Origin of the sequence: Vibrio nomapromontoriensis, assembly GCF_050337205.1 — a bacterium.
Classification (GTDB): domain Bacteria; phylum Pseudomonadota; class Gammaproteobacteria; order Enterobacterales; family Vibrionaceae; genus Vibrio; species Vibrio nomapromontoriensis.
The window spans coordinates 223,628-244,175 of sequence record NZ_JAKJSS010000010.1; the positions used below are offsets into that span (position 1 = coordinate 223,628).

The 20,548-nt window shown below is 44.4% G+C and carries 16 protein-coding genes; 12 read left to right on the plus strand and 4 right to left on the minus strand.

What is annotated here, in order from left to right:
* The first annotated feature begins 3 nt into the window (after positions 1-3).
* The 5 genes from rbsA (at position 4) to L4D05_RS14050 (ending at position 5,655) form a co-directional block, all read left to right on the plus strand.
* Positions 4-1,509 carry a ribose ABC transporter ATP-binding protein RbsA gene (rbsA, locus tag L4D05_RS14030; protein WP_428752227.1) on the plus strand — a complete coding sequence of 502 codons (1,506 nt, stop codon included), beginning with the start codon at positions 4-6 and terminating at the stop codon, positions 1,507-1,509.
* Complete coding sequence (gene rbsC / locus L4D05_RS14035; protein ID WP_428752228.1) at positions 1,506-2,486, plus strand: ribose ABC transporter permease; 981 nt, start codon at positions 1,506-1,508, stop codon at positions 2,484-2,486. Before rbsA ends, rbsC begins: the two co-directional genes overlap by 4 nt.
* Before the next feature lie 160 nt (positions 2,487-2,646).
* Entirely contained in the window at positions 2,647-3,525 is an 879-nt protein-coding gene (gene rbsB, locus L4D05_RS14040; protein WP_428752229.1) for a ribose ABC transporter substrate-binding protein RbsB, read from the plus strand.
* Between the two features lie 189 nt (positions 3,526-3,714).
* Positions 3,715-4,635, plus strand: coding sequence for a ribokinase (gene rbsK, locus L4D05_RS14045; protein WP_428794388.1), 921 nt, complete (start codon positions 3,715-3,717; stop codon positions 4,633-4,635).
* Between the two features lie 18 nt (positions 4,636-4,653).
* On the plus strand, positions 4,654-5,655 hold the full coding sequence (locus L4D05_RS14050; protein ID WP_428752231.1) for a substrate-binding domain-containing protein: 1,002 nt from the start codon (positions 4,654-4,656) through the stop codon (positions 5,653-5,655).
* A 156-nt stretch (positions 5,656-5,811) separates the two neighbouring features.
* Here L4D05_RS14050 and L4D05_RS14055 read toward each other — a convergent pair whose 3' ends face one another.
* Both L4D05_RS14055 and L4D05_RS14060 read right to left on the minus strand, forming a co-directional pair.
* Entirely contained in the window at positions 5,812-6,954 is a 1,143-nt protein-coding gene (locus tag L4D05_RS14055) for an iron-containing alcohol dehydrogenase (RefSeq protein ID WP_428752232.1), read from the minus strand.
* A gap of 201 nt (positions 6,955-7,155) precedes the next feature.
* Positions 7,156-7,764, minus strand: coding sequence for a YMGG-like glycine zipper-containing protein (locus L4D05_RS14060; RefSeq protein WP_428794389.1), 609 nt, complete (start codon positions 7,762-7,764; stop codon positions 7,156-7,158).
* Positions 7,765-8,286: 522 nt separating this feature from the next.
* Here L4D05_RS14060 and L4D05_RS14065 point away from each other — a divergent pair.
* Complete coding sequence (locus L4D05_RS14065) at positions 8,287-9,867, plus strand: BCCT family transporter (protein ID WP_428794390.1); 1,581 nt, start codon at positions 8,287-8,289, stop codon at positions 9,865-9,867.
* A 509-nt stretch (positions 9,868-10,376) separates the two neighbouring features.
* A complete protein-coding gene (locus L4D05_RS14070; protein WP_428794391.1) occupies positions 10,377-12,806 on the plus strand; it encodes a chitinase C-terminal domain-containing protein in 2,430 nt (809 codons plus the stop codon).
* Between the two features lie 145 nt (positions 12,807-12,951).
* Here L4D05_RS14070 and glgC read toward each other — a convergent pair whose 3' ends face one another.
* Complete coding sequence (glgC, locus tag L4D05_RS14075) at positions 12,952-14,208, minus strand: glucose-1-phosphate adenylyltransferase (protein ID WP_428752236.1); 1,257 nt, start codon at positions 14,206-14,208, stop codon at positions 12,952-12,954.
* A 273-nt stretch (positions 14,209-14,481) separates the two neighbouring features.
* Between glgC and L4D05_RS14080 the strand changes: the two genes are divergently transcribed.
* From L4D05_RS14080 to L4D05_RS14100, 5 genes are all read left to right on the plus strand, one after another.
* The gene (locus L4D05_RS14080) at positions 14,482-15,231 is read left to right on the plus strand and encodes an outer membrane lipoprotein-sorting protein (RefSeq protein WP_428794392.1); all 750 of its coding nucleotides are present in this window, start codon (positions 14,482-14,484) and stop codon (positions 15,229-15,231) included.
* Between the two features lie 68 nt (positions 15,232-15,299).
* Positions 15,300-16,541, plus strand: a complete 1,242-nt coding sequence (locus L4D05_RS14085; protein WP_428794393.1) for an ABC transporter permease — start codon at positions 15,300-15,302, stop codon at positions 16,539-16,541.
* Positions 16,531-17,766 (plus strand): ABC transporter permease, encoded by a 1,236-nt coding sequence (locus tag L4D05_RS14090; protein WP_428794394.1) that lies wholly within the window; start codon positions 16,531-16,533, stop codon positions 17,764-17,766. Before L4D05_RS14085 ends, L4D05_RS14090 begins: the two co-directional genes overlap by 11 nt.
* A gap of 98 nt (positions 17,767-17,864) precedes the next feature.
* The gene (locus L4D05_RS14095; protein ID WP_428794395.1) at positions 17,865-18,557 is read left to right on the plus strand and encodes an ABC transporter ATP-binding protein; all 693 of its coding nucleotides are present in this window, start codon (positions 17,865-17,867) and stop codon (positions 18,555-18,557) included.
* 72 nt (positions 18,558-18,629) lie between these two features.
* A complete protein-coding gene (locus tag L4D05_RS14100; protein WP_428794468.1) occupies positions 18,630-19,814 on the plus strand; it encodes a hypothetical protein in 1,185 nt (394 codons plus the stop codon).
* Positions 19,815-19,872: 58 nt separating this feature from the next.
* Here L4D05_RS14100 and idi read toward each other — a convergent pair whose 3' ends face one another.
* Positions 19,873-20,421 (minus strand): isopentenyl-diphosphate Delta-isomerase, encoded by a 549-nt coding sequence (gene idi / locus L4D05_RS14105; protein WP_428794396.1) that lies wholly within the window; start codon positions 20,419-20,421, stop codon positions 19,873-19,875.
* Between the last annotated feature and the right edge of the window lie 127 nt (positions 20,422-20,548).

The following is a 20,548-nucleotide window of genomic DNA, read 5'->3' on the forward strand; positions in this document are numbered from 1 at the left end:
CCTATGTTGCAACCCATACTACAACTTAGTGAGATAGAAAAAGCCTTTCCGGGTGTTAAAGCCTTAGATAAGGCGAGCCTAAACGTGTATCCAGGTAAAGTCATGGCACTTCTTGGCGAGAATGGTGCCGGTAAATCGACGCTGATGAAGGTACTGACAGGAATTTATGCCAAAGATGCCGGTGAATTACGTTATCAAGACCAAGAAGTTTCATTTGCAGGTCCGAGAGATTCTCAACAAGCTGGCATCAGCATTATTCATCAGGAGTTAAATTTAATTCCGGAACTCACGATTGCTGAGAACATTTACCTTGGACGTGAAAAAACCAACGCGTTTGGTCGCATTCTATGGAATGAAATGTATTCGGACGCTGACGCATTGCTATCACGTCTAAATGTAAAACATAGCTCAAAAACATTGCTTGGTGCGCTCAGCCTTGGTGAGCAGCAGATGGTCGAAATTGCTAAAGCACTGTCATTTAAGTCGAAGGTTATTATCATGGATGAGCCGACGGATGCATTAACGGATACCGAAACGGCGTCACTGTTTAATGTGATTAATGAATTGCGTCAGCAAGGGTGCGGCATTGTTTATATTTCTCATCGATTGAAAGAGATTTTTGAAATTTGTGATGACATTACCGTGTTAAGGGATGGCAAATTCATCGGTCAAACGGTGGTTGCAGAGACGAATGAAGACGCCTTAATTGAAATGATGGTAGGCCGTAAGCTGGATGAGCAATATCCACGTATTCATGCTGTTCACGGTAAACGTAGCCTAGAAGTCAAAGGTGTTTCTGGACTTGGTGTCAGTGATGTGAGCTTCCATGTTGATCAAGGCGAAATTTTAGGCGTGTCAGGTTTAATGGGCGCTGGGCGAACGGAATTAATGAAAATCGTCTACGGTGCATTGAAAAGAGAATCCGGTGAGGTGTCGCTTTATGGAAAAACGATTAATCCCAATAGCCCTCAGGAAGGCTTAGCCAACGGTATCGCTTATATTTCTGAAGACAGAAAAGGCGACGGCTTAGTGCTGGGTTTATCAGTTAAAGAGAATATGTCGCTCTGTACGTTAGAGACATTGTCGAACGGCTTACAGCTTCAACATGGTGATGAGGTTATCGCTGTGGAAGATTTCATTAAGTTATTCAATATCAAAACGCCTTCTAGAAATCAGATCATTGGTAACTTATCTGGAGGTAATCAGCAAAAAGTGGCGATTGCCAAAGGGTTAATGACTAAGCCTAAAGTGCTAATCCTTGATGAGCCGACTCGAGGTGTTGATGTTGGTGCGAAAAAAGAGATTTATCAGCTGATCAATAAGTTTAAGGCAGATGGCATGAGCATCATTTTAGTGTCGTCAGAAATGCCAGAAGTTCTTGGGATGAGCGATCGAATAATGGTCATGCATGAAGGCCGCGTAAGTGGCGAATTTATGGCAGATGAAGCCGACCAAGAAAAACTATTGGCGTGCGCGGTGGGTAAAAAGGTTAACGAGGAAGCAGCATGAGCAACAAAACAATGAGTGTAGCAACAGAAAAGAAAACGACGCTGTTCAATAAGGAATGGCTAATTGAGCAAAAATCACTGATTGCGTTGATTTTTCTTATTGTTGTGGTGTCTTTTCTAAATCCCAATTTTTTCACGGTCGACAATATTCTTAACATTCTTCGTCAAACATCGGTTAATGCCATTATTGCGGTTGGTATGACGTTGGTGATTTTGACGGCGGGTATCGACTTAAGTGTCGGATCAGTATTGGCGCTGTGTGGTGCGTTTGCCGCAAGCTTAATTGGGTTGGAAGTCCCGGTGATGATCGCTGTGCCAACCGCTCTCGTTGCTGGCGCTGCTTTGGGTGCGATTAGCGGGATTATTATAGCGAAAGGTAAAGTGCAAGCGTTCATTGCAACCTTGGTAACCATGACGTTATTACGTGGCGTTACCATGGTGTACACCGACGGACGTCCAATTTCTACAGGCTTTACGGAGACAGCAGATGCCTTTGCTTGGTTTGGAACGGGTTATGCTTTGGGCATTCCAGTACCAGTCTGGTTAATGGTGCTGGTGTTTGCTTCGGTTTGGTATTTGTTAAACCACACGCGCTTCGGCCGTTATGTCTACGCACTTGGTGGCAATGAATCCGCAACTCGTTTGTCTGGTATTAATGTCGATAAAGTAAAAATCGGCGTGTATGCGATTTGTGGATTGTTGGCGGCATTGGCTGGCATTATTGTCACCTCACGTCTCTCGTCAGCGCAACCTACTGCTGGAATGGGCTATGAACTTGATGCCATCGCAGCGGTGGTATTAGGCGGAACTAGCTTGATGGGTGGGCGCGGTCGAATTATGGGCACACTAATTGGTGCGTTGATTATTGGCTTCCTGAATAACGCACTGAACTTACTTGATGTTTCGTCTTACTACCAAATGATTGCAAAAGCGGTTGTTATTCTGCTGGCTGTCTTGGTTGATAACAAAAACAAGTAGAACACCGATTATATAGGAGCGAGATGAAAGCTGGTTTCGCTCCTTATAAAAGGCAAGCACAACGGTACATGGTACTTTGTCATGAGGTACCCAGAACTATTAGAACCATTTTACATTTATTAGTAACACCCCCTACATACAATATATAAAGGAATAGACCATGAAAAAATTGGCAACGCTTATCTCAGCAGCTGTACTATCAGCTTCTATGTCTGCGACCGCAACAGCACAAGATACAATGGCGATCGTTGTTTCGACACTGAATAACCCTTTCTTCGTAACAATGAAAGACGGTGCGGAAGCAAAAGCCAAAGAACTTGGCTATAACCTTATCGTTTTAGATTCACAAAATGATCCAAGCAAAGAGCTTTCCAATGTGGAAGACTTAACGGTTCGTGGTGTGAAAGCGATCCTAATCAATCCAACAGATTCTGATGCGGTATCGAATGCCATCCGTATGGCTAACCGTTCAAATATCCCAGTACTGACACTCGATCGTGGCGCAAGCCGTGGTGATGTGGCAAGCCATATAGCATCTGATAACGTTGTTGGTGGTGAAATGGCGGGTCATTTCATTATGGAAAAAGTGGGCGAAAAAGCAAAAGTCATTCAGCTTGAAGGTATTGCCGGTACGTCTGCAGCGCGTGAGCGTGGAGAAGGTTTCATGAACGCAGTCAAAGGTTCTGATATGGAGCTATTGGCAAGCCAACCAGCCGACTTTGACCGTACTAAAGGTCTAAACGTTATGGAGAACTTGCTCGCGGCAAACCCAGATGTTCAAGCGGTATTTGCTCAAAACGATGAAATGGCACTGGGTGCATTACGTGCAGTACAAGCTGCTGGAAAAGACGTTATGATCGTTGGGTTTGATGGTACTGACGATGGAATTGCGGCGGTAAAACGTGGCAAGTTAGCGGCAACCGTTGCACAGCAACCAGATATGATTGGTGCGCTGGGTGTGGAAACTGCGGTTAAAGTCTTAAAAGGTGAAACGGTAGAAGCGTATATTCCGGTTCCTCTTAAGATCATTAACGAGTAACGTGCACTGATTGGTCAATAGACGCCTGCAATGAGGGCGTCTATTGAAGTCAGTTCTTTATTAGAAGCGGTATTTGTTCTCTTCGTTAGTCAGGCGGGCAGCCATAACGCAATGCATTTTTGATAGAGAGTATTTTGGACTAATTGGTTAATCCAAAGTTTTCTTATTCCTAGTTACAAGGAACACTATATGAATGAGCTCATTGTTTTGGGTAGTGTCAATGCGGACCACGTTTTACAGGTGCCTTCTTTCCCAAGACCTGGTGAAACGTTACACGGTCACCGCTACCAGGTTATTCCTGGCGGAAAAGGGGCGAATCAAGCTGTCGCTGCTGCAAGGCTAGGAGCGGATATTGGGTTTATTGCGTGTGTTGGTGATGACGCGTTTGGTGTGAATATTCGCGATGCTTTTCAAGTTGATGGTATTAACGTTGAAGGGGTATCGGTGGAATCTGAAACGCCAACCGGTATTGCGATGATTCAAGTGTCTGATAGCGGTGAGAACAGCATTTGTATTTCTGCAGAAGCAAACGCCAAACTGCTTAAGACACAGGTGGAAAAACATCGTACGTTGATCGATGGTGCCAGTTACTTACTGACGCAACTGGAAACCCCGTTAGAAGGTATTGAGTATGCGGTCGCACTTGCTAAGCAGTCGAAAACGAATGTCATCCTAAATCCTGCACCAGCACGTGAGTTGCCCGATAGCATACTATCGTGTATTGATGTGATAACACCCAACGAAACCGAAGCCGAAGTGTTAACGGGCGTGACGGTTACCGATGATGAATCAGCTCAACGAGCAGCAAGTTTATTGCATCATAAAGGCATTGAAATTGTTATGATTACGCTGGGTTCACAAGGGGTTTGGTTGAGCCAAAATGGACGCGGCATCCGTATCCCTGGTTTTAGGGTCGAAGCAACGGATACCACCGCTGCGGGTGACACCTTTAACGGTGCGCTTGTCACAGCCTTATTACGCGGAGAGGCCATCGAAGAGGCAATTGTTTTTGCCCATGCGGCAGCCGCGATTTCTGTGACACGATTCGGTGCGCAAACGTCGATTCCAACCTTAGATGAAGTGAACGAGTTTATTTCGCAGCAAAGCTAGAACGGAGATGTAGGCTAAATGGCTTCGATGAAGGATATTGCAAGGCATGCTGGTGTTTCAACCTCAACGGTCAGTCATGTCATCAATAAAACGCGATTTGTTAGCGAAGAGATATCAGAACGCGTTAACAAGGTGGCAAAAGAACTAAACTATGCGCCATCTGCGCTTGCTCGAAGTCTGAAAATGAATCGAACAAGAACGATTGGCATGTTGGTAACCACGTCGACAAACCCTTTTTTTGGTGAAGTCGTTAAAGGAGTCGAGCGTAGTTGCTATCAAGAAAATTATAATTTGATCCTCTGCAACACTGAAGGTGATAGCGAGCGAATGCGAGCATCCATTGATACGCTGATGCAAAAACGCGTCGATGGCCTAATATTGATGTGTTCCACCGTAGAAGGGGAGAAAATCGATATTTTTCAGCAATATCCGACGATTCCTGTGGTAGTGATGGATTGGGGCCCCATTCATTTTGAAAGTGATAAAATTCAAGATAATTCATTTTTTGGTGGTTACCTTGCCACCAAGCACCTAATTGAATCTGGTCATCAAGAGATAGGTTGTATCACAGGGCCGTTAAATAGACAGCAAGCACAAATGCGTTTTGATGGTTACAAAAAAGCCCTTGAGGAAGCTCACCTAGAGCTTAACCCTGACTGGGTTGTGGAAGCAGACTTTGAGTGTGAAGGCGGTGCGCAGGCGCTTAATACACTCGTAGAGCGCGGTCGTTTACCTACGGCATTATTTGTTTGTAATGATATGATGGCGATGGGTGTTATTAATGTCGCAGACCGACGGAATATCCAAATTCCTGAAGAACTGTCCATTATCGGTTACGATGACATTCACATTGCTAAATTTATGACACCGTCGTTAACAACGATCCACCAACCTAAATATCGTTTGGGGAAAGCGGCGGTTGAAACGCTACTCGATAAAATAGAGAAGCGCGTTGAGCAGCCTGATCTCATTCAACTAGAGCCAACATTGGTAGAGCGTGAAAGTGTAAAATCACGTTAGCGTGGTGAAGAGGTCATAGCTTTATTTCATCACGGCTTAACTGACGGATATAGTCATTAAAAGGCGCTAAACTGGGCTCTTATCAAGCTTTTGTTTAACGCCTTTTTAGTACCTAAAGCTGAAACATCAACACTCAAATATAGGCATCGCTTTAGACTATAATGCGTTTGCTAAGATGGTACGCGTGACATCAAGAGTGATACCGTTATTTTCACCCATTTCGAGGTAACCATTTTGTTTCAGCTTAGCAATAATCTGCTCGATCGCGTCGCGTTTGTCTCCCGGTACTTCCGACAGGACGAGATCGATGTTTAATCCTTGGTAGAAGCTCTCAATGGCCGTGATGGTCTCTTCTGCCAATGATGGGCTATCAGCTAACCCAAAGACATTTCGTCCCATTTGTTCTAGCTTCGCTCGTTTCGCTTCAATTTGAGCACGAAGCAAAGAGGGCTGAACAATCGCAAGGGAACGAGCATGGTCAACATGCCACAAGGCTGTTAATTCATGTCCAATCATATGAGTCGCCCAGTCTTGAGGCATACCTGCGCCAATAAGGCCGTTGAGTGATTGATTGGCTGTCCACATTAGGTTTTCACGCCAAGCGTCGTCTTGTTGTCCAAATTGATGCCCTAGTGTTAAGAGATTTTTTAACAAGGCTTCAGCGTAGCCATCTTGAACCATGTTGCCAGTCGGGTAGGTGATGTACTGCTCGCAAACGTGAACCCATGCGTCAACAAGACCATTCACAAGTTGCTTTTCTGGTAAAGTTATCATTGCGCTCGGATCTAGAACAGCAAATGCAGGTCGCACTGCTGGAGACATGAATCCCAACTTTTCATTGGTGGATTTCTTCGTTACTACCGCGCCCATATTGGATTCCGATCCTGTTGCTGGTAGCGTTAAAATTGCGCCAAGTGGGATCGCACTCTCTACGGTGTATTTACGGGTGACTAAATCCCAGCTATCGCCATCATGCAGTGCCGCTGCAGCAATGTACTTCGCACCATCAATGACAGAGCCACCTCCAACCGCGAGGATGAAGTCAATCGATTCAGATTTAGCTATCGCAATCGCTTTGTCTAAGGTTTCTTTGGTCGGATTAGCTTCAATACCTGAAAACTCGATCCACTGATGATCGCTAAGTGCAGCCACCACCTGATCATAAACACCATTCTTTTTGATGGATCCCCCGCCATAGACAACCAGCACATTGGCATCGACTGGTACATTGCTAGCAAGCGTACTGATTTGACCAACACCAAAATGAATGACCGTGGTATTAACGTAACTAAACTTCATGAAAACTGCCTCTTTTGACTCAAAGTACTATGCGAGACACCGACGTCTGATGCCTAGAGAAAGCTGATGCCCACAGAAAGCTGATGCGTAGCGCAGCTAATGCATAGAGAAATGATAGGTTGAGAATATAAGATGAATTAATACTATGGTGGGGGTGTATTTTTGGGGTTCAAGGGAAACCCCAAAAATAGGTAAGAATACTTAGCTACATGTCGGTGGCTTTCCAGCAATCTGGCGCTCTTGTTGTAGCTCTTTATGCAGAGATTGCAGCTGCGTTTTCGCATCTTGACTAGAGTTGACCGACTGGCTTAACTTGATGAAGCGATTGACGGCATTATCCACCCCTTGTGAGTTATCTCTGTCATAGTCAATGAGTGCTTGCATTGCGACGCCTGCCTCTTGATAAGATTGCTGAGACGCTTGCTCTGCTGCCAGTGCTGAGCGAAATGCTGCGTCATATTGACAAGCGATCAGTGCGTTAACTGAGGCGTCTATATCCGGACCAAAATCTAGTGTTGGCTTAGGCTTTGTAGCTTGTTGCGCCGCTTGTTTTGCTTCTTCTTTTTGGTCCTTTGAGTAGCCATCGACAGCCCCTGCTGTGCCTCCTGCTAAAGCGCCCGCAGTGACATTTCGGCTAAGACGATACGTATTAACTTCTCCATCAACAATAAGGTCGGTGAGAGCGCCTAGCATCCCAGCTGATACAGCGCCAGCGGCTGCTCCTTCTGCGGCACCTTGTGTCGTATTGGCTCCGCAGCCAAACAGAAAAGTAGACAGAATAGTGATGGCAATAATAGAAGGTTTCTTCATGGCATAATCCCTAGGTAACTTATTGTTATTGAAAATCTTGTTATTCAAAATTGTACTATTGAACAAGTATAGGGCAACTGTTTTTTGTTCGATCAGTTTAATATCGAAAAAGAGGTATTTTTGTGACCTGATACTACGCAGGTTGGCTTGTCACCTCACAATACATAGCCAAGAGATATGGAAGGAGTGGGGTTGGGTCTTTGTTGGTGAATACTATAGCGGATGAGCATGGATCTTCAGCATAATGCCTAAACCCCCTTGTGAGTTTTGTGCCTTTAATGGTGAGCCATATTCCGATGAAAAATGACATAAATAAAATTACTTAGAGTACGTAACGATTTATTATGTCTGTATATGAGTGTATATGTGGTCATTTACTCTAGAATAGGTTGGATTTGAACCATTTTTAAACATGTGTTAGCATCTGCGCCGAATTATTAATTAGAGCTCTAAATAAATGGAGGGCGGTTTTTTTGTTTTCTCATGTGAGTAAAACAAGTAGGAAGCGTATTAGTTGTATTTATGGAAAAAGCATTAAAGAAATATAGTATTGAGACGACGGACTATCAGGTCGGTCAGGACAATGTACAAAAATGGGGGTTTGATATTCATAACCCAGTATTCGGGACAAGCGCCGCACTGGTTATTCTCTGTCTACTTTCACTTCTTATCGTTGAACCTTCCACAGCGCTTAGCGCATTAAACAGTGTTAAAAACGGCATCATCCAAGACTTTGACGTCTTCTTTATGTGGGTGACCAACTTCTTTATATTTTTTGCTTTAGCTTTACTTATTTCGCCGTTAGGCAAAATTCGAATTGGTGGCAAACAGGCTAAATCAGAACATTCCACAATTTCTTGGCTAGCGATGTTATTCGCGGCTGGTATGGGTATCGGCTTGCTCTTTTGGGGCGTAGCAGAACCGACCGCTTATTTCACCGATTGGTGGGGCACCCCACTTAATGTTGAACCTAATACGGAAGCGGCAAAGTCACTTGCTATGGGTGCGACATTATTTCACTGGGGCTTTCATGGCTGGAGTATCTACGCCATTGTTGCGCTATCTCTAGCCTTCTTTACTTATAACAAAGGACTGCCACTTTCAATCCGCTCAGCGTTCTATCCCGTTTTTGGTGATCGAGCGTGGGGTTGGTTAGGGCATATCATTGATATTATGGCGGTGCTTGCCACATTATTTGGTCTGGCAACTTCTCTTGGTTTAGGCGCTCAGCAAGCAACAAGTGGCATTAACTACGTATTTGGCCTAAATGGCGGAATAGGGATGCAGCTTGGTGTCATTGTGTTTGTCACAATGATCGCTGTTGTTTCTGTTATTCGTGGTATTGATGGCGGGGTAAAGGTACTCAGTAACGTCAATATGATCTTAGCATTCTTGTTGTTGGTGTTTGTGACCGCCGTTAGCTTTGACGTGGCTGTGTCTTCTCTTTGGACAACCACGTTGGGGTATTTAGGGAATATTGTCGAGCTAAGCATTCCTCATGGTCGTGATGATACTGTTTGGATGCATGGCTGGACTGTTTTTTATTGGGCTTGGTGGATTTCATGGTCGCCATTTGTTGGGATGTTTATCGCTCGTGTCTCTAAAGGTCGTACGGTTAGAGAATTTCTGTTGGCGGTTATTTGTATCCCAACCGTGGTCACTGTGATTTGGATGTCGGTGTTTGGTGGTATCGCGATTGATCAAGTCATGAACAATATTGGTGAACTCGGCGCGACAGGACTCACGGATATTTCACTGACTTTGTTTCACGTGTACGACGCTCTGCCATATGGTGAAGTACTTTCAGTGATTTCAATTGTACTGATTTTGGTGTTCTTTATTACCTCATCAGATTCGGGTTCCTTGGTCATCGACAGTATAACGGCTGGTGGTAAGATTGATGCTCCAGTACCGCAACGGATCTTTTGGGCTTGTATTGAAGGCGCAATAGCGGGTGTCATGTTGTGGATTGGTGGTAAAGAAGCATTACAAGCGTTGCAATCCGGCGTTGTGGCGACAGCGCTTCCGTTCGTATTTGTATTACTGCTGATGTGTTTTAGTTTGATAAAGGGCTTAAAAACGGAACTGCCTGAATATCGATAAGACTGAGTTTGTTGTCATAGATTTAATCAGAGGAGCCAGTTGGCTCCTTTTTTCGGGGTTGAGGAATGTAAAAACCAAACTCATAACATTGTTATTGTCTTGGTGTATTCATTCTGATCTATTGATTGGCTTAATTTATATTGAGTTGGGTGCCTGATGCGTTAGGAAAATAGTGCGAGCATTGAAAATAGATTGTTTTGATAGCATGACTAAAGGAGAGAATCGTCCCATTAATTAAACATATTTTGGTGATTTATCGTAATTGATAAGTGTATTATCGCTGCAAAATAAGTGGTGTCGGTTTACATAGATTACGCATTTAATTGCGAGTCAATTTGGTTTTTTCGCCTACAAAATACTCAATAGGAGCAAAAAGCACACACTTTATTTTCTTCAAAGCTAAAGTGGATCTGGTTAATGTAAATGCCTTGTTAAGAAGTGCGCTGCGCTTTAGGGATCGATAACGATGGCAGAACCAGAACTACACACTATCCAAGGAGAGAATGGTAATGGAATTCACTAATAGTATTAAACGCACGAGAAAGTGGGGCAAAGTCAGTATTTTAGCGGCTATCTGCTCTACTTCCTTCCACATGCAAGCGAATGCGGTACCAGTAGCAAACTCGGAATGTCGTCCGGATGGGCTCTATAAAACAGCGGGTATCGATGTGCCATATTGTACTGCGTATGATACTGAAGGGCGTGAAATAATGGGGGCGGATCACCCTAGACGTGTCATTGGTTACTTTACCAGCTGGCGTTCAGGCGATGATCCTCAATCTTCTTACTTAGTGAATGACATTCCTTGGGAACAATTGACCCATATTAATTATGCATTTGTCAGTATTGGGTCTGATGGTAAGGTTAATGTTGGTGACGTTAACGATCCTAACAATGCAGCGGTAAACAAGGAATGGCCTGGTGTCGAGGTCGATCCGACTCTAGGTTTTAAAGGTCACTTTGGTGCACTAGCCACGGCTAAAAAGCAGCATGGTGTAAAAACCCTGATCTCGATTGGTGGTTGGGCTGAGACTGGTGGTCACTTTGCGGCTGACGGTAGTCGAGTGGCCGATGGCGGCTTCTATACGATGACAACCAATGCGGATGGATCGATTAACCAACAAGGTATCGAGACCTTTGCCACTTCTGCGGTAGAAATGATGCGAACCTACCAGTTCGACGGGCTAGACATTGATTATGAGTACCCTACATCAATGGCAGGAGCAGGGAATCCAGACGATGTGGCTTTCTCGGAATCTCGACGTGCCTATTTAATGAACTCTTATTATGTGTTGATGAAAGTACTCCGTGAAAAATTGGATGCAGCCAGTGCGCAAGACGGCATTCACTATATGTTGACCATTGCAGCGCCATCCTCCGGCTATTTGTTGAGAGGAATGGAAACCATGGCAGTAACCAAGTATTTGGATTACGTCAACATCATGTCTTACGATTTACACGGCGCTTGGAATGATCATGTGGGTCATAATGCTGCTTTGTATGATACGGGCAAAGACTCAGAGTTGGCTCAGTGGAATGTATATGGAACGGCCGCCTATGGTGGTATAGGGTATTTAAATACCGATTGGGCTTACCACTATTTCCGCGGTTCCATGCCAGCGGGTCGAATTAATATTGGCGTACCTTATTACACACGTGGCTGGCAAAATGTTACTGGCGGCACGGATGGACTTTGGGGGCGTGCACCGTTACCTAATCAAGCAGAATGTGCAGCTGGTACAGGTGAAGGTGAGAAGAACAATTGTGGCTATGGTGCATTAGGCATAGACAACATGTGGCATGATAAGGATGCCAATGGTGTCGAAATGGGGGCAGGTTCTAACCCTATGTGGCATGCAAAGAACTTAGAAAAAGGCATTATGGGTTCTTATGCAACCGCTTACGGTCTAGATCCGGTTAATGATCCTGATGATGTTTTGTTCGGGAATTATACTCGTCACTATGACAGTGTCGCTGTCGCGCCATGGTTATGGAACGCGGATAAAAAAGTGTTCCTGTCGACAGAGGATGTTGATTCAATCAATGCCAAAGCGAACTACGTCATTGATAAAGAAATTGGTGGCATCATGTTCTGGGAGTTGGCGGGCGACTATAACTGCTACATCTTTGACGCAAACGGAAATCGTGGCGCGATCGATCTTACTGAACAAGCCTGTGCGTCGGGTAATGGTGAATACCATATGGGTAATAGCATGACCAAGGCAATGTACGATAAATTCCTTAGTGCGACACCTTATGGAAATAGCGTTGCCACTGGCGTGATACCAACGGAAGCGGTAGATATTTCCGTTTCCATTGGTGGTTTCAAAGTCGGTGACCAAAACTATCCAATCAACCCTAAAGTAACCTTTACCAATAACACTGGCAGCGATATACCGGGTGGCACTGAATTCCAATTCGATATTCCTGTATCTGCACCGGATAACGCAAAAGATCAGTCTGGCGGCGGCCTTCAAGTCATTGCCTCTGGTCATACTCGAGCAAATAATATCGGCGGGCTTGATGGGCCGATGCACCGCGTGGCCTTTACGCTACCAAGTTGGAAAAACTTACCCGCAGGCGCAACGTATGAGCTAGATATGGTTTACTACTTACCTATCTCTGGCCCAGCCAATTATACGGTTAATGTGAATGGTGTGGATTATGCGTTTGCATTTGAGCAGCCTGATCTCCCTCTTGGTGACTTAACAACAGGTGGTGGCAATAATGGCGGTGGTGACGGCGGAACCCCTGGGACGTGCAGCTCAACAGGTGTGAATGCGTACCCTAACTTCCCAAAAACGGATTGGCAAGGGAACCCGAGTCATGCCAGTGGCGGTGACCAAATGAGTCACAACGGCGTGGTGTATAAGGCTAAATGGTGGACGAACTCTGTTCCTGGTAGTGATGGTAGCTGGGAAGAGGTGTGTACGTTGTAATCTCAACGCTACGCTAAGAGTCGCGTTATTCAGTATGCTATGCCACGGCTAATAAGCTTACTTAAAACAATAAAAATCCCGCCTGACCTGTATGGTAAGGCGGGATTATATTAAGTAGCGACGTACCTTGAATAAACTCGTAACCTTAAGTAAACACGTAACCTTCTGAAACGACGACGACCCCTTTATCAGAAATAGTGAATCGCGCCGCATCTTCGGCAGCGTTTTGACCAATGATTGTACCGTGGGGAATAAGGACGTGCTTGTCGATAATACAGTTACTAATTTGACATTGCTCCCCAACCGTAACCCCATCAAATAGAATGCTATCAGCAACGGTGGCACCATCGTTAATTCTTACGTTGGATGACAATATCGAACGATGTACTGAGCCCCCTGAATTCACCACGCCATTCGAAATAATGGAATTGATAAAAATTCCTTCGTTTCCAGTAGCGGAGGAGACGGTTCTAGCTGGTGGGAGCTGAGGTTCATAAGTTCGAATTCTCCAATTATTTTGGTAGAGATTCATAGGGGGGACTGGTTCAAGCAAGTCCATATTCGCTTCATAAAATGAGTCAATGGTCCCTACATCTCGCCAGTAACAATCTTTTGCAACTCTGCCAGTCTCTTCACCAAAATAATACGCGTAGACTCCTAAACTATCGATCAATTTGGGAATTAAATCATGACCAAAATCGTGGCTTGAAGACTCAATTTCGGCATCTTGATGCAGTGCTTCTTTTAGGGCGTTCATGTTAAATACGTATATGCCCATTGAAACGAGTGATTTTGATGGATTCGTTAGCATCGATGCTGGGTCACTGGGTTTTTCTTTAAAGCTAATCACTTGCTGGTTACTTTTTGTCTCGATGACACCAAAAGCCGAGGCTTCCTCCCTCGGGACGTCCATACAAGCGATGGTAAGTTCTGCGCCTGATTGTTTATGGGCGTCGATCATGGCGGCGTAGTCCATTTTGTATATGTGATCACCAGAAAGGACGATCACATGTTCAGCCTCACTGCGAGAGAGTAGCCACATATTGTGATAAATCGCATCAGCGGTGCCTTCGTACCACTTACCACCTTTGCGCATTTGTGGAGGAACAACCGTAATGAATTCTTTTAATTCAGGATTCAATATCGACCAGCCATCTCGTATGTGCTTGTGTAAAGAGTGGGATTTATATTGTGTTAGCACCAATATTTGCCGCAGTCCAGAGTGAAGACAATTGGTAAGTGTGAAATCAATAATTCGATATTTTCCACCAAATGGCACGGCTGGCTTTGCTCGGTCATCGGTTAAAGGGCTTAGGCGAGATCCAACCCCTCCTGCTAGTACGATTGCGAGAACATCTTGCATAGCGACTCTCCTTGAGTGGTGCCATTGTGAACGTGACAAGTATTAGTAGTGTAGGACAAACCATACAAAAACTAAGCCAATTTATAACTCGTTGAATTTGTGGGGAAAACATAGCGAGGTTATTGCTATTTGCACCATCTTAATCAAACGTGTTTTATCTATGCACCGGTTTTGGGCATTGACGATGGCAGAAACATAAATAGACAAAATCAATGGAAAAGAGGAGGGGGTAACGAGAGAGATCACATATCTTACTATTTGAAATTGTTATAGTTCATTGTATCGAATCCATTATAAGAAAGGTCAACGCGTATGAAATGGATAACTCACATCCTATTGTTATCTTGTTGGTTACCTAGCGGATGGTTATTCGCTCAGACTCCGACAGAGATCATCGAGCAATCAGATAAATCGATGCGCGGAGACTCCAGTTATTCAGAGTTGACGATGAGGATCATTCGGCCAGAGTGGACTCGTAGTATGAGCATGAAAAGTTGGACTAAAAACCAAACCTTATCGCTTGTTCTGGTGACAGCTCCGGCCAAAGACAAGGGGTCGGCATCGCTTAAGCGAGACAGAGAAATGTGGAACTGGATTCCCAATATCGAACGAGTGATCAAGATTGCCCCTTCAATGTTAGGGCAGTCTTGGATGGGGTCAGATTTTACCAACGATGATCTCATCAACCAGTCATCCATTGTAGTGGACTATACCCATCAGTTGGTAGGTGAAGAAAGTTTCGACGGTGTGGACACTTGGGTGATTGATGCGGTCGCTAGGCCAGATGCCCCTGTTGTCTGGAGTAAAGTAAGGCTTTGGATTTCGCAAGCGTCCTATTTACAGCGTAAAGCTGAGTTTTACGATGAGTTTGATGAAAAAGTCAGCACGATGCAGAGTTTTGACGTTAAGACTTTAGGTAATCGAATGGTCGCGACGCGCATGGAAATGGTACCTGCGGATAAACCGGGTCATAAGACCGAAATGATTACCCATGCGGCGCAATTTGACTTTGCGATTGAAGATAGTTTCTTTTCACAAAGCCAAATGAAAACCTTGAGATAATCGTTAAGTACTCAGACAGCGAGTGATAATAAACAGTAACGGTGATAAACAGTAACAAAGGGGACTCAATGCTTGTTAAGCTCGCATGGCGTAATTTGTGGCGACAAAAAAGAAGGACGATATTAACGGCTTCTGCGCTGGGGCTAGCGCTTTGTCTGTCGTTGCTGACACGAAGCTTTCAGGAAGGGAGTTATAACGCCAATATCGATAATGCCGCTCGCTTTTATACCGGGTTGATTCAGTTACAAGATCCTGATTATGCAGACAATGGGAGTATTGATGATCTATTGTCGGGTAATTTGAATGATTTTGAATTCCTTAAGTCAGAGGCATCAATCGAATATATATTACCGAGGCTAGAAAGTGTCGCATTAGCAGCGGCGGGCGATCGTTCCAAAGGGGTCATGGTATTGGGTGTTAATCCTGAACTTGAAGATCGTTACTCCGGCATTCGTGAAAAGGTTTCCCAAGGACGTTTTATTTTTGATAGTGAGTCTGAAAAAGGTCGCAGTGTACTCATTGGTGAAGGACTAGCCAAGTATCTACGATTAGAAGTTGGTGACGAGATAATATTGTATGGACAAGGCTACCAAGGGCAGACGGCTTCGGGTCTTTACACTGTAAATGGGCTCCTTAAATTTCCGGTAATGAGTTTGGATAATCGGCTCGTTTATATGCCAATAAGCGAGGCGCAGCGTTTATACAGTACCGGAAACCAACTGACATCTTGGGTTTTACACACACAAACACTTAGCGACGTTGATTCGGTAGAAGCATCATTAACAGATCATTTTGGTGATGACATTCGAATAAGAGATTGGAAAGATCTTTCACCAGAAATGGCGCAACAAATAGAGATGGATCGAGCTGGCGGTATTTTTCTCATCTACTTGCTTTATGGCATTGTCGGCTTTGGTTTGTTTGCGACGGTCATGATGATGACATTGGAGCGCCAACGAGAGTTTGCGGTTATGTTAGCGGCCGGCATGAGCCGAGGAAAGTTGGTGTCTTTGTTATTTATTGAATCAAGCTTTATTTGTATTTTAGGGATTGCGCTTGGTATCGCCGTCGCCATGCCAATTCTTGGCTATTTCTATTTTAATCCTATTCATATCACTGGCGAGGCCGCTAAGGTCATGCTGGAAGCTGGATTTGAACCTATTCTTCCCGTCTATCTTAACTTGGGGCTTATTATCAATCAGGCGCTTGCGGTCACACTAATGTTACTCATTTGTCTAATCGGTCCAACTTGGAAAGTGCTACGCCTTAACCTGGTTAGTGCGTTAAAAGGAGGTGGTCATGATCATTAAATTGGCGTGGCGAAACCTTTGGAGAAATAAACTACGAACCAGCATCATGCTCGGGGCAATGGTGTTTGGTTTGACTGGTGTTATTACTATGATGGGCTTTATGAATGGGCTTGTCGATAACATGGTACACAACGCTATTGCTTGGCAAACCAGTCACTTACAGATTCAAAATAAGCAGTTTAAAGAAAATTCGGATATTAATGCCTACGTGGTTGATGCTCAAGCGATCGCGGAACGTTTAGATAATCAACCCGACGTATTGAAATGGAGCTCCCGCTTTTTAGTTGATGGAATGATTGCGTCTGCTCGTAGTACTCGTGGGGTAAGAATTGTTGGCGTGGATTACGAGGTAGAAGCGGATTTTACCCCACTGTCCCAACATATTGTTGATGGGTCGTGGTTTGATGGAGCAGGACGACACCCTATCTTGGTATCAGAAAGGAACGCGGAGCGATTAAAATTAAGAGTGGGCTCTAAAGTAGTTCTGACGTTGACAGACCAAGGCGGTGAAGTCGCGGGCGCCGCATTTCGTGTTAAAGGCATTTTTAAAACGCCTTCGACCAGTTATGACGAAGGTAATGTTTTAGTTCAAAAATCGGACATTCAAGCCATTGCCCACTTGTCTGAGGTACATGAGTTTTCTATTTTGGCTGCCGCTGAAATTGCTGCAGAGAGTCGGCTATCCATTGCGACACTCGTAACCAAGATCAATACTTATTTACCGCCAGAGAATGAAGCCCGAGCATGGTTTGATATACAGCCATTACTTGCGTCAATGATGGCAACCATGGATGTGAGCAATCAAGTGATGCTGATTGTGTTTGTTGTCGCAATGGGGTTTGGCATTATCAATATTATGCTGATGTCAGTGTTTGAACGCACTCAAGAGTTTGGTGTATTGATGGCCGTCGGTATGCCTAAGTTTAAGATTTTTATGCTAATAATTTCAGAGACATTGTTTTTGGGCTGTGTGGGGGCGGTACTAGGTGTGTTTAGCAGTGCACTCGTTATTGGGGTATTGAACGTCACCGGAATTTCCCTTGGTTCACATTCAGACGGTCTTGGAGTATATGGCGTAGATACGGTTTTATATCCTCAGGTCAGTGTGGACCAGTACTTAATGGTGTTTATTACGGTTCTGTTTGCGTCTAGCATCGCAGCGCTGTATCCGGCAAGGCAAATTTTGAAGCAACGACCCGTAGAAGCTATGGCAGAGAGAAATTAGTAATGGGACTCCTTAGCGAACAAATCGGATTTTTGCGTATGACTTTTCAATTTATGGTGTGGAATGCGATGATTTATCGATTAGTGGGTGTTTAAGTTATGACAATATCAATGAGCGCTTTAACCAAGATTTATAATGCTGATAGTGAATTTCCAGTTCATGCCGTGCAAGCGCTGTCTCTGACGATCGAACCGGGTGAGTTTGTCGCGATTATGGGGCCTTCAGGCTCAGGAAAAACCACCATACTTAACATGATAGGCGGTATTGATGAGCCAACGTCAGGTCAGATTATCATTGATGGGCAAGATATTGTTGGGTTATCTGAGAAACAACGTATTGCATTTCGACGTGATCATATCGGTTTCATTTTTCAAGACTACAGCTTGCTACCAGTATTGACGGCGATGGAGAATGTAGAGTTTGTTATGCAGTTACAAGGCGTAGATGAGGGCAAATGTCGTCAACGTGCTAATGAATTACTGGATCAGGTTGGACTATCGAATCAAAAGCATAAACGTCCAGCGAAGATGTCGGGTGGGCAGCAGCAACGAGTGGCCGTTGCGCGTGCGCTTGCGTCTAAGCCCCGATTTGTAATGGCGGATGAGCCAACAGCAAATCTAGATGCAAAAAGCACGAGTGAACTGTTAGACATTATGCAAAAGCTAAATGAAGGAGAGGGGACCACATTCATCTTTTCTACTCATGATCCTCGAGTCATTAAGAGAGCAAAACGAGTGATTGTGTTTGAAGACGGGCAGCTCGTGTCAGACACGTTGCAAAGTGGTCAATAATAGCATGTTGTTAATCGTCAGTTTAACGATCTACCCATACCTCACGGCACAAGCAGGCGTAATGATTCAATGATGCTAAAGAAATTAGTAACGACCATTTTTATTGTGGGTGCAGCCTGCTACATGATAAAGGTCAAAGCGGAGATCCCAGGGCTCGTGCCGGAGAGTAACTGGGATCTAGGGGGGTACGTTAAATATATGGCAACGGGGTTGGTAGCTGATCATAGTGATAACGCATTGGATCACCTTATTCATCAACGCTTTAACTATGAGTACCGCTTTACTCCGTCATTTCGTTTTAATGCGGGGATGCGTAATAGAGTACTGATGGGAGACAGTGTGTCGTTGCCCTATTATTCACAAGTGACAGAGTGGGATGCCGGGTATTTTGATCTATCACGTAATATTGTGGATAACGACAAGGTTATCGTAAATAGCCAATTTGACCGCTTGTATTTGGATTGGCAGGGAGAGGGGTGGCGCTCTCGTGTTGGGCGCTATCGTATTAATTGGGCGATGAATACGATATGGAATCCAAACGATCTGTACAATGCGTATTCAATCTATGACTTTGACTATGAAGAAAGACCGGGAACCGATGCCATTTCTATTAGTCGGAAGTTGGGTTTTGCCAGTAGTTTAGATGTGGTTTACAGCCCAAGTAAAGACAGTAATTTACAGCGTTATTCCGCCCGGTATCTCTTTAACTATCAAGGTTGGGATATACAAACTTTGCTAGGACGTTCGGGGGTGGATAATGTACTCGGAGCTGGTTTTGCAGGGGATATTAAAGGGGCGGGTATTCGGGGAGAATTGACTTGGTTCGACCCGTGGTTAGAGCACTATCAAGGGCAAACTTATCAACAAACTATAGTGTCTAGTGTAGAAACGGACTATAGCTTTGGCGGACAACGTAATTGGCTTGCTCGGGCTTCAATTCTATACATTAGTGAACCTCAACAAGCGTTTGATGCCGCGGCTTATTTAACCTTACCGTTGACGGCAAGAACACTTAGTTTTACTCGCTATACAGGGTATGCCGACGTGAGTTTTGATCTGTCACCGCTGAGTCAGTTCACGGCGTCGGCAAGCTACTATCAAGATGGGTCGTATTTTATTGGTGTGTCTAACCGTTATTCATTGGCTGATGACTGGCAATTGCTCACCGTTGTGCAGAGATTTGATGGTAGCGTAGAGAGCTTGTTTGGAGAAACGCCCTCTACACTGTTGTTTGCTAATATAAAATGGTCATTTTAAAGCTAATAGCAAATGGTTACCCTTGCGTACTTAGCTACTTAGCTACTTAGCTACTTAGCTACTTAGCTACTTGGTTATGAAGATGCTGCTGCACTTTGTTATAAACAAGCGTAAACCAAGCGGTAAATTCATCGCGATGAGTAAGTAATCTAGCGTCGAGCTCGTCTTCTTTCCACCACTGGCACTCACTAGCTTCATCGGGATTTAATTGGGTACTAATATCATTGATATTGGCAATAACCACATGGTCGAGCTCGTTTTCCGTTAGTCCATTAGAGAATTTTGCACAGTAACTAATGCACCCAATTTCTTCAAAATTGAGTTTCTTTTCAATTCCCAACTCTTCATTAAGGCGTCGAGAAGAAGCTTGCGTGATTTTTTCGTTTGGGCGTGGATGAGAGCAGCAGGTATTGCTCCAAAGACCACCACTGTGGTATTTGCTTGTTGCTCGTTTTTGCAGCAAATATTCGAAGCCATTACTGGTTTTACGATAAAGCAATACGGAAAACGCCAAATGCCTTAGGCCTAATCGATGAGCGTTTAACTTCTCTTCTACACCAATTTGATTGCCTAATCGATCTACAATAATCACCACGTCGTCATACATATCGTTTGCCTTATCGCTTTGTAAAGTGAGCAAAGCTCCAAGCCTTGTTTACTTGTAAAGATAACTCACGATGCTCCTTCCGCGAGTGCGGGCGACTATAGCATAATTCCATTTATAGCACGCTAGT

Bases quoted from the DNA above. Each gene is read 5' to 3' on its own strand.
- L4D05_RS14070 (WP_428794391.1), top strand. From the start codon at position 10,377: ATGGAATTCACTAATAGTATTAAACGCACGAGAAAGTGGGGCAAAGTC.
- L4D05_RS14085 (WP_428794393.1), top strand. From the start codon at position 15,300: ATGCTTGTTAAGCTCGCATGGCGTAATTTGTGGCGACAAAAAAGAAGG.
- rbsA (WP_428752227.1), top strand. From the start codon at position 4: ATGTTGCAACCCATACTACAACTTAGTGAGATAGAAAAAGCCTTTCCG.
- rbsC (WP_428752228.1), top strand. From the start codon at position 1,506: ATGAGCAACAAAACAATGAGTGTAGCAACAGAAAAGAAAACGACGCTG.
- L4D05_RS14065 (WP_428794390.1), top strand. From the start codon at position 8,287: ATGGAAAAAGCATTAAAGAAATATAGTATTGAGACGACGGACTATCAG.
- L4D05_RS14055 (WP_428752232.1), bottom strand. From the start codon at position 6,954: ATGAAGTTTAGTTACGTTAATACCACGGTCATTCATTTTGGTGTTGGT.
- L4D05_RS14080 (WP_428794392.1), top strand. From the start codon at position 14,482: ATGAAATGGATAACTCACATCCTATTGTTATCTTGTTGGTTACCTAGC.
- idi (WP_428794396.1), bottom strand. From the start codon at position 20,421: ATGTATGACGACGTGGTGATTATTGTAGATCGATTAGGCAATCAAATT.
- L4D05_RS14060 (WP_428794389.1), bottom strand. From the start codon at position 7,764: ATGAAGAAACCTTCTATTATTGCCATCACTATTCTGTCTACTTTTCTG.
- rbsB (WP_428752229.1), top strand. From the start codon at position 2,647: ATGAAAAAATTGGCAACGCTTATCTCAGCAGCTGTACTATCAGCTTCT.
- L4D05_RS14050 (WP_428752231.1), top strand. From the start codon at position 4,654: ATGGCTTCGATGAAGGATATTGCAAGGCATGCTGGTGTTTCAACCTCA.
- rbsK (WP_428794388.1), top strand. From the start codon at position 3,715: ATGAATGAGCTCATTGTTTTGGGTAGTGTCAATGCGGACCACGTTTTA.
- L4D05_RS14090 (WP_428794394.1), top strand. From the start codon at position 16,531: ATGATCATTAAATTGGCGTGGCGAAACCTTTGGAGAAATAAACTACGA.
- L4D05_RS14100 (WP_428794468.1), top strand. From the start codon at position 18,630: ATGCTAAAGAAATTAGTAACGACCATTTTTATTGTGGGTGCAGCCTGC.
- L4D05_RS14095 (WP_428794395.1), top strand. From the start codon at position 17,865: ATGACAATATCAATGAGCGCTTTAACCAAGATTTATAATGCTGATAGT.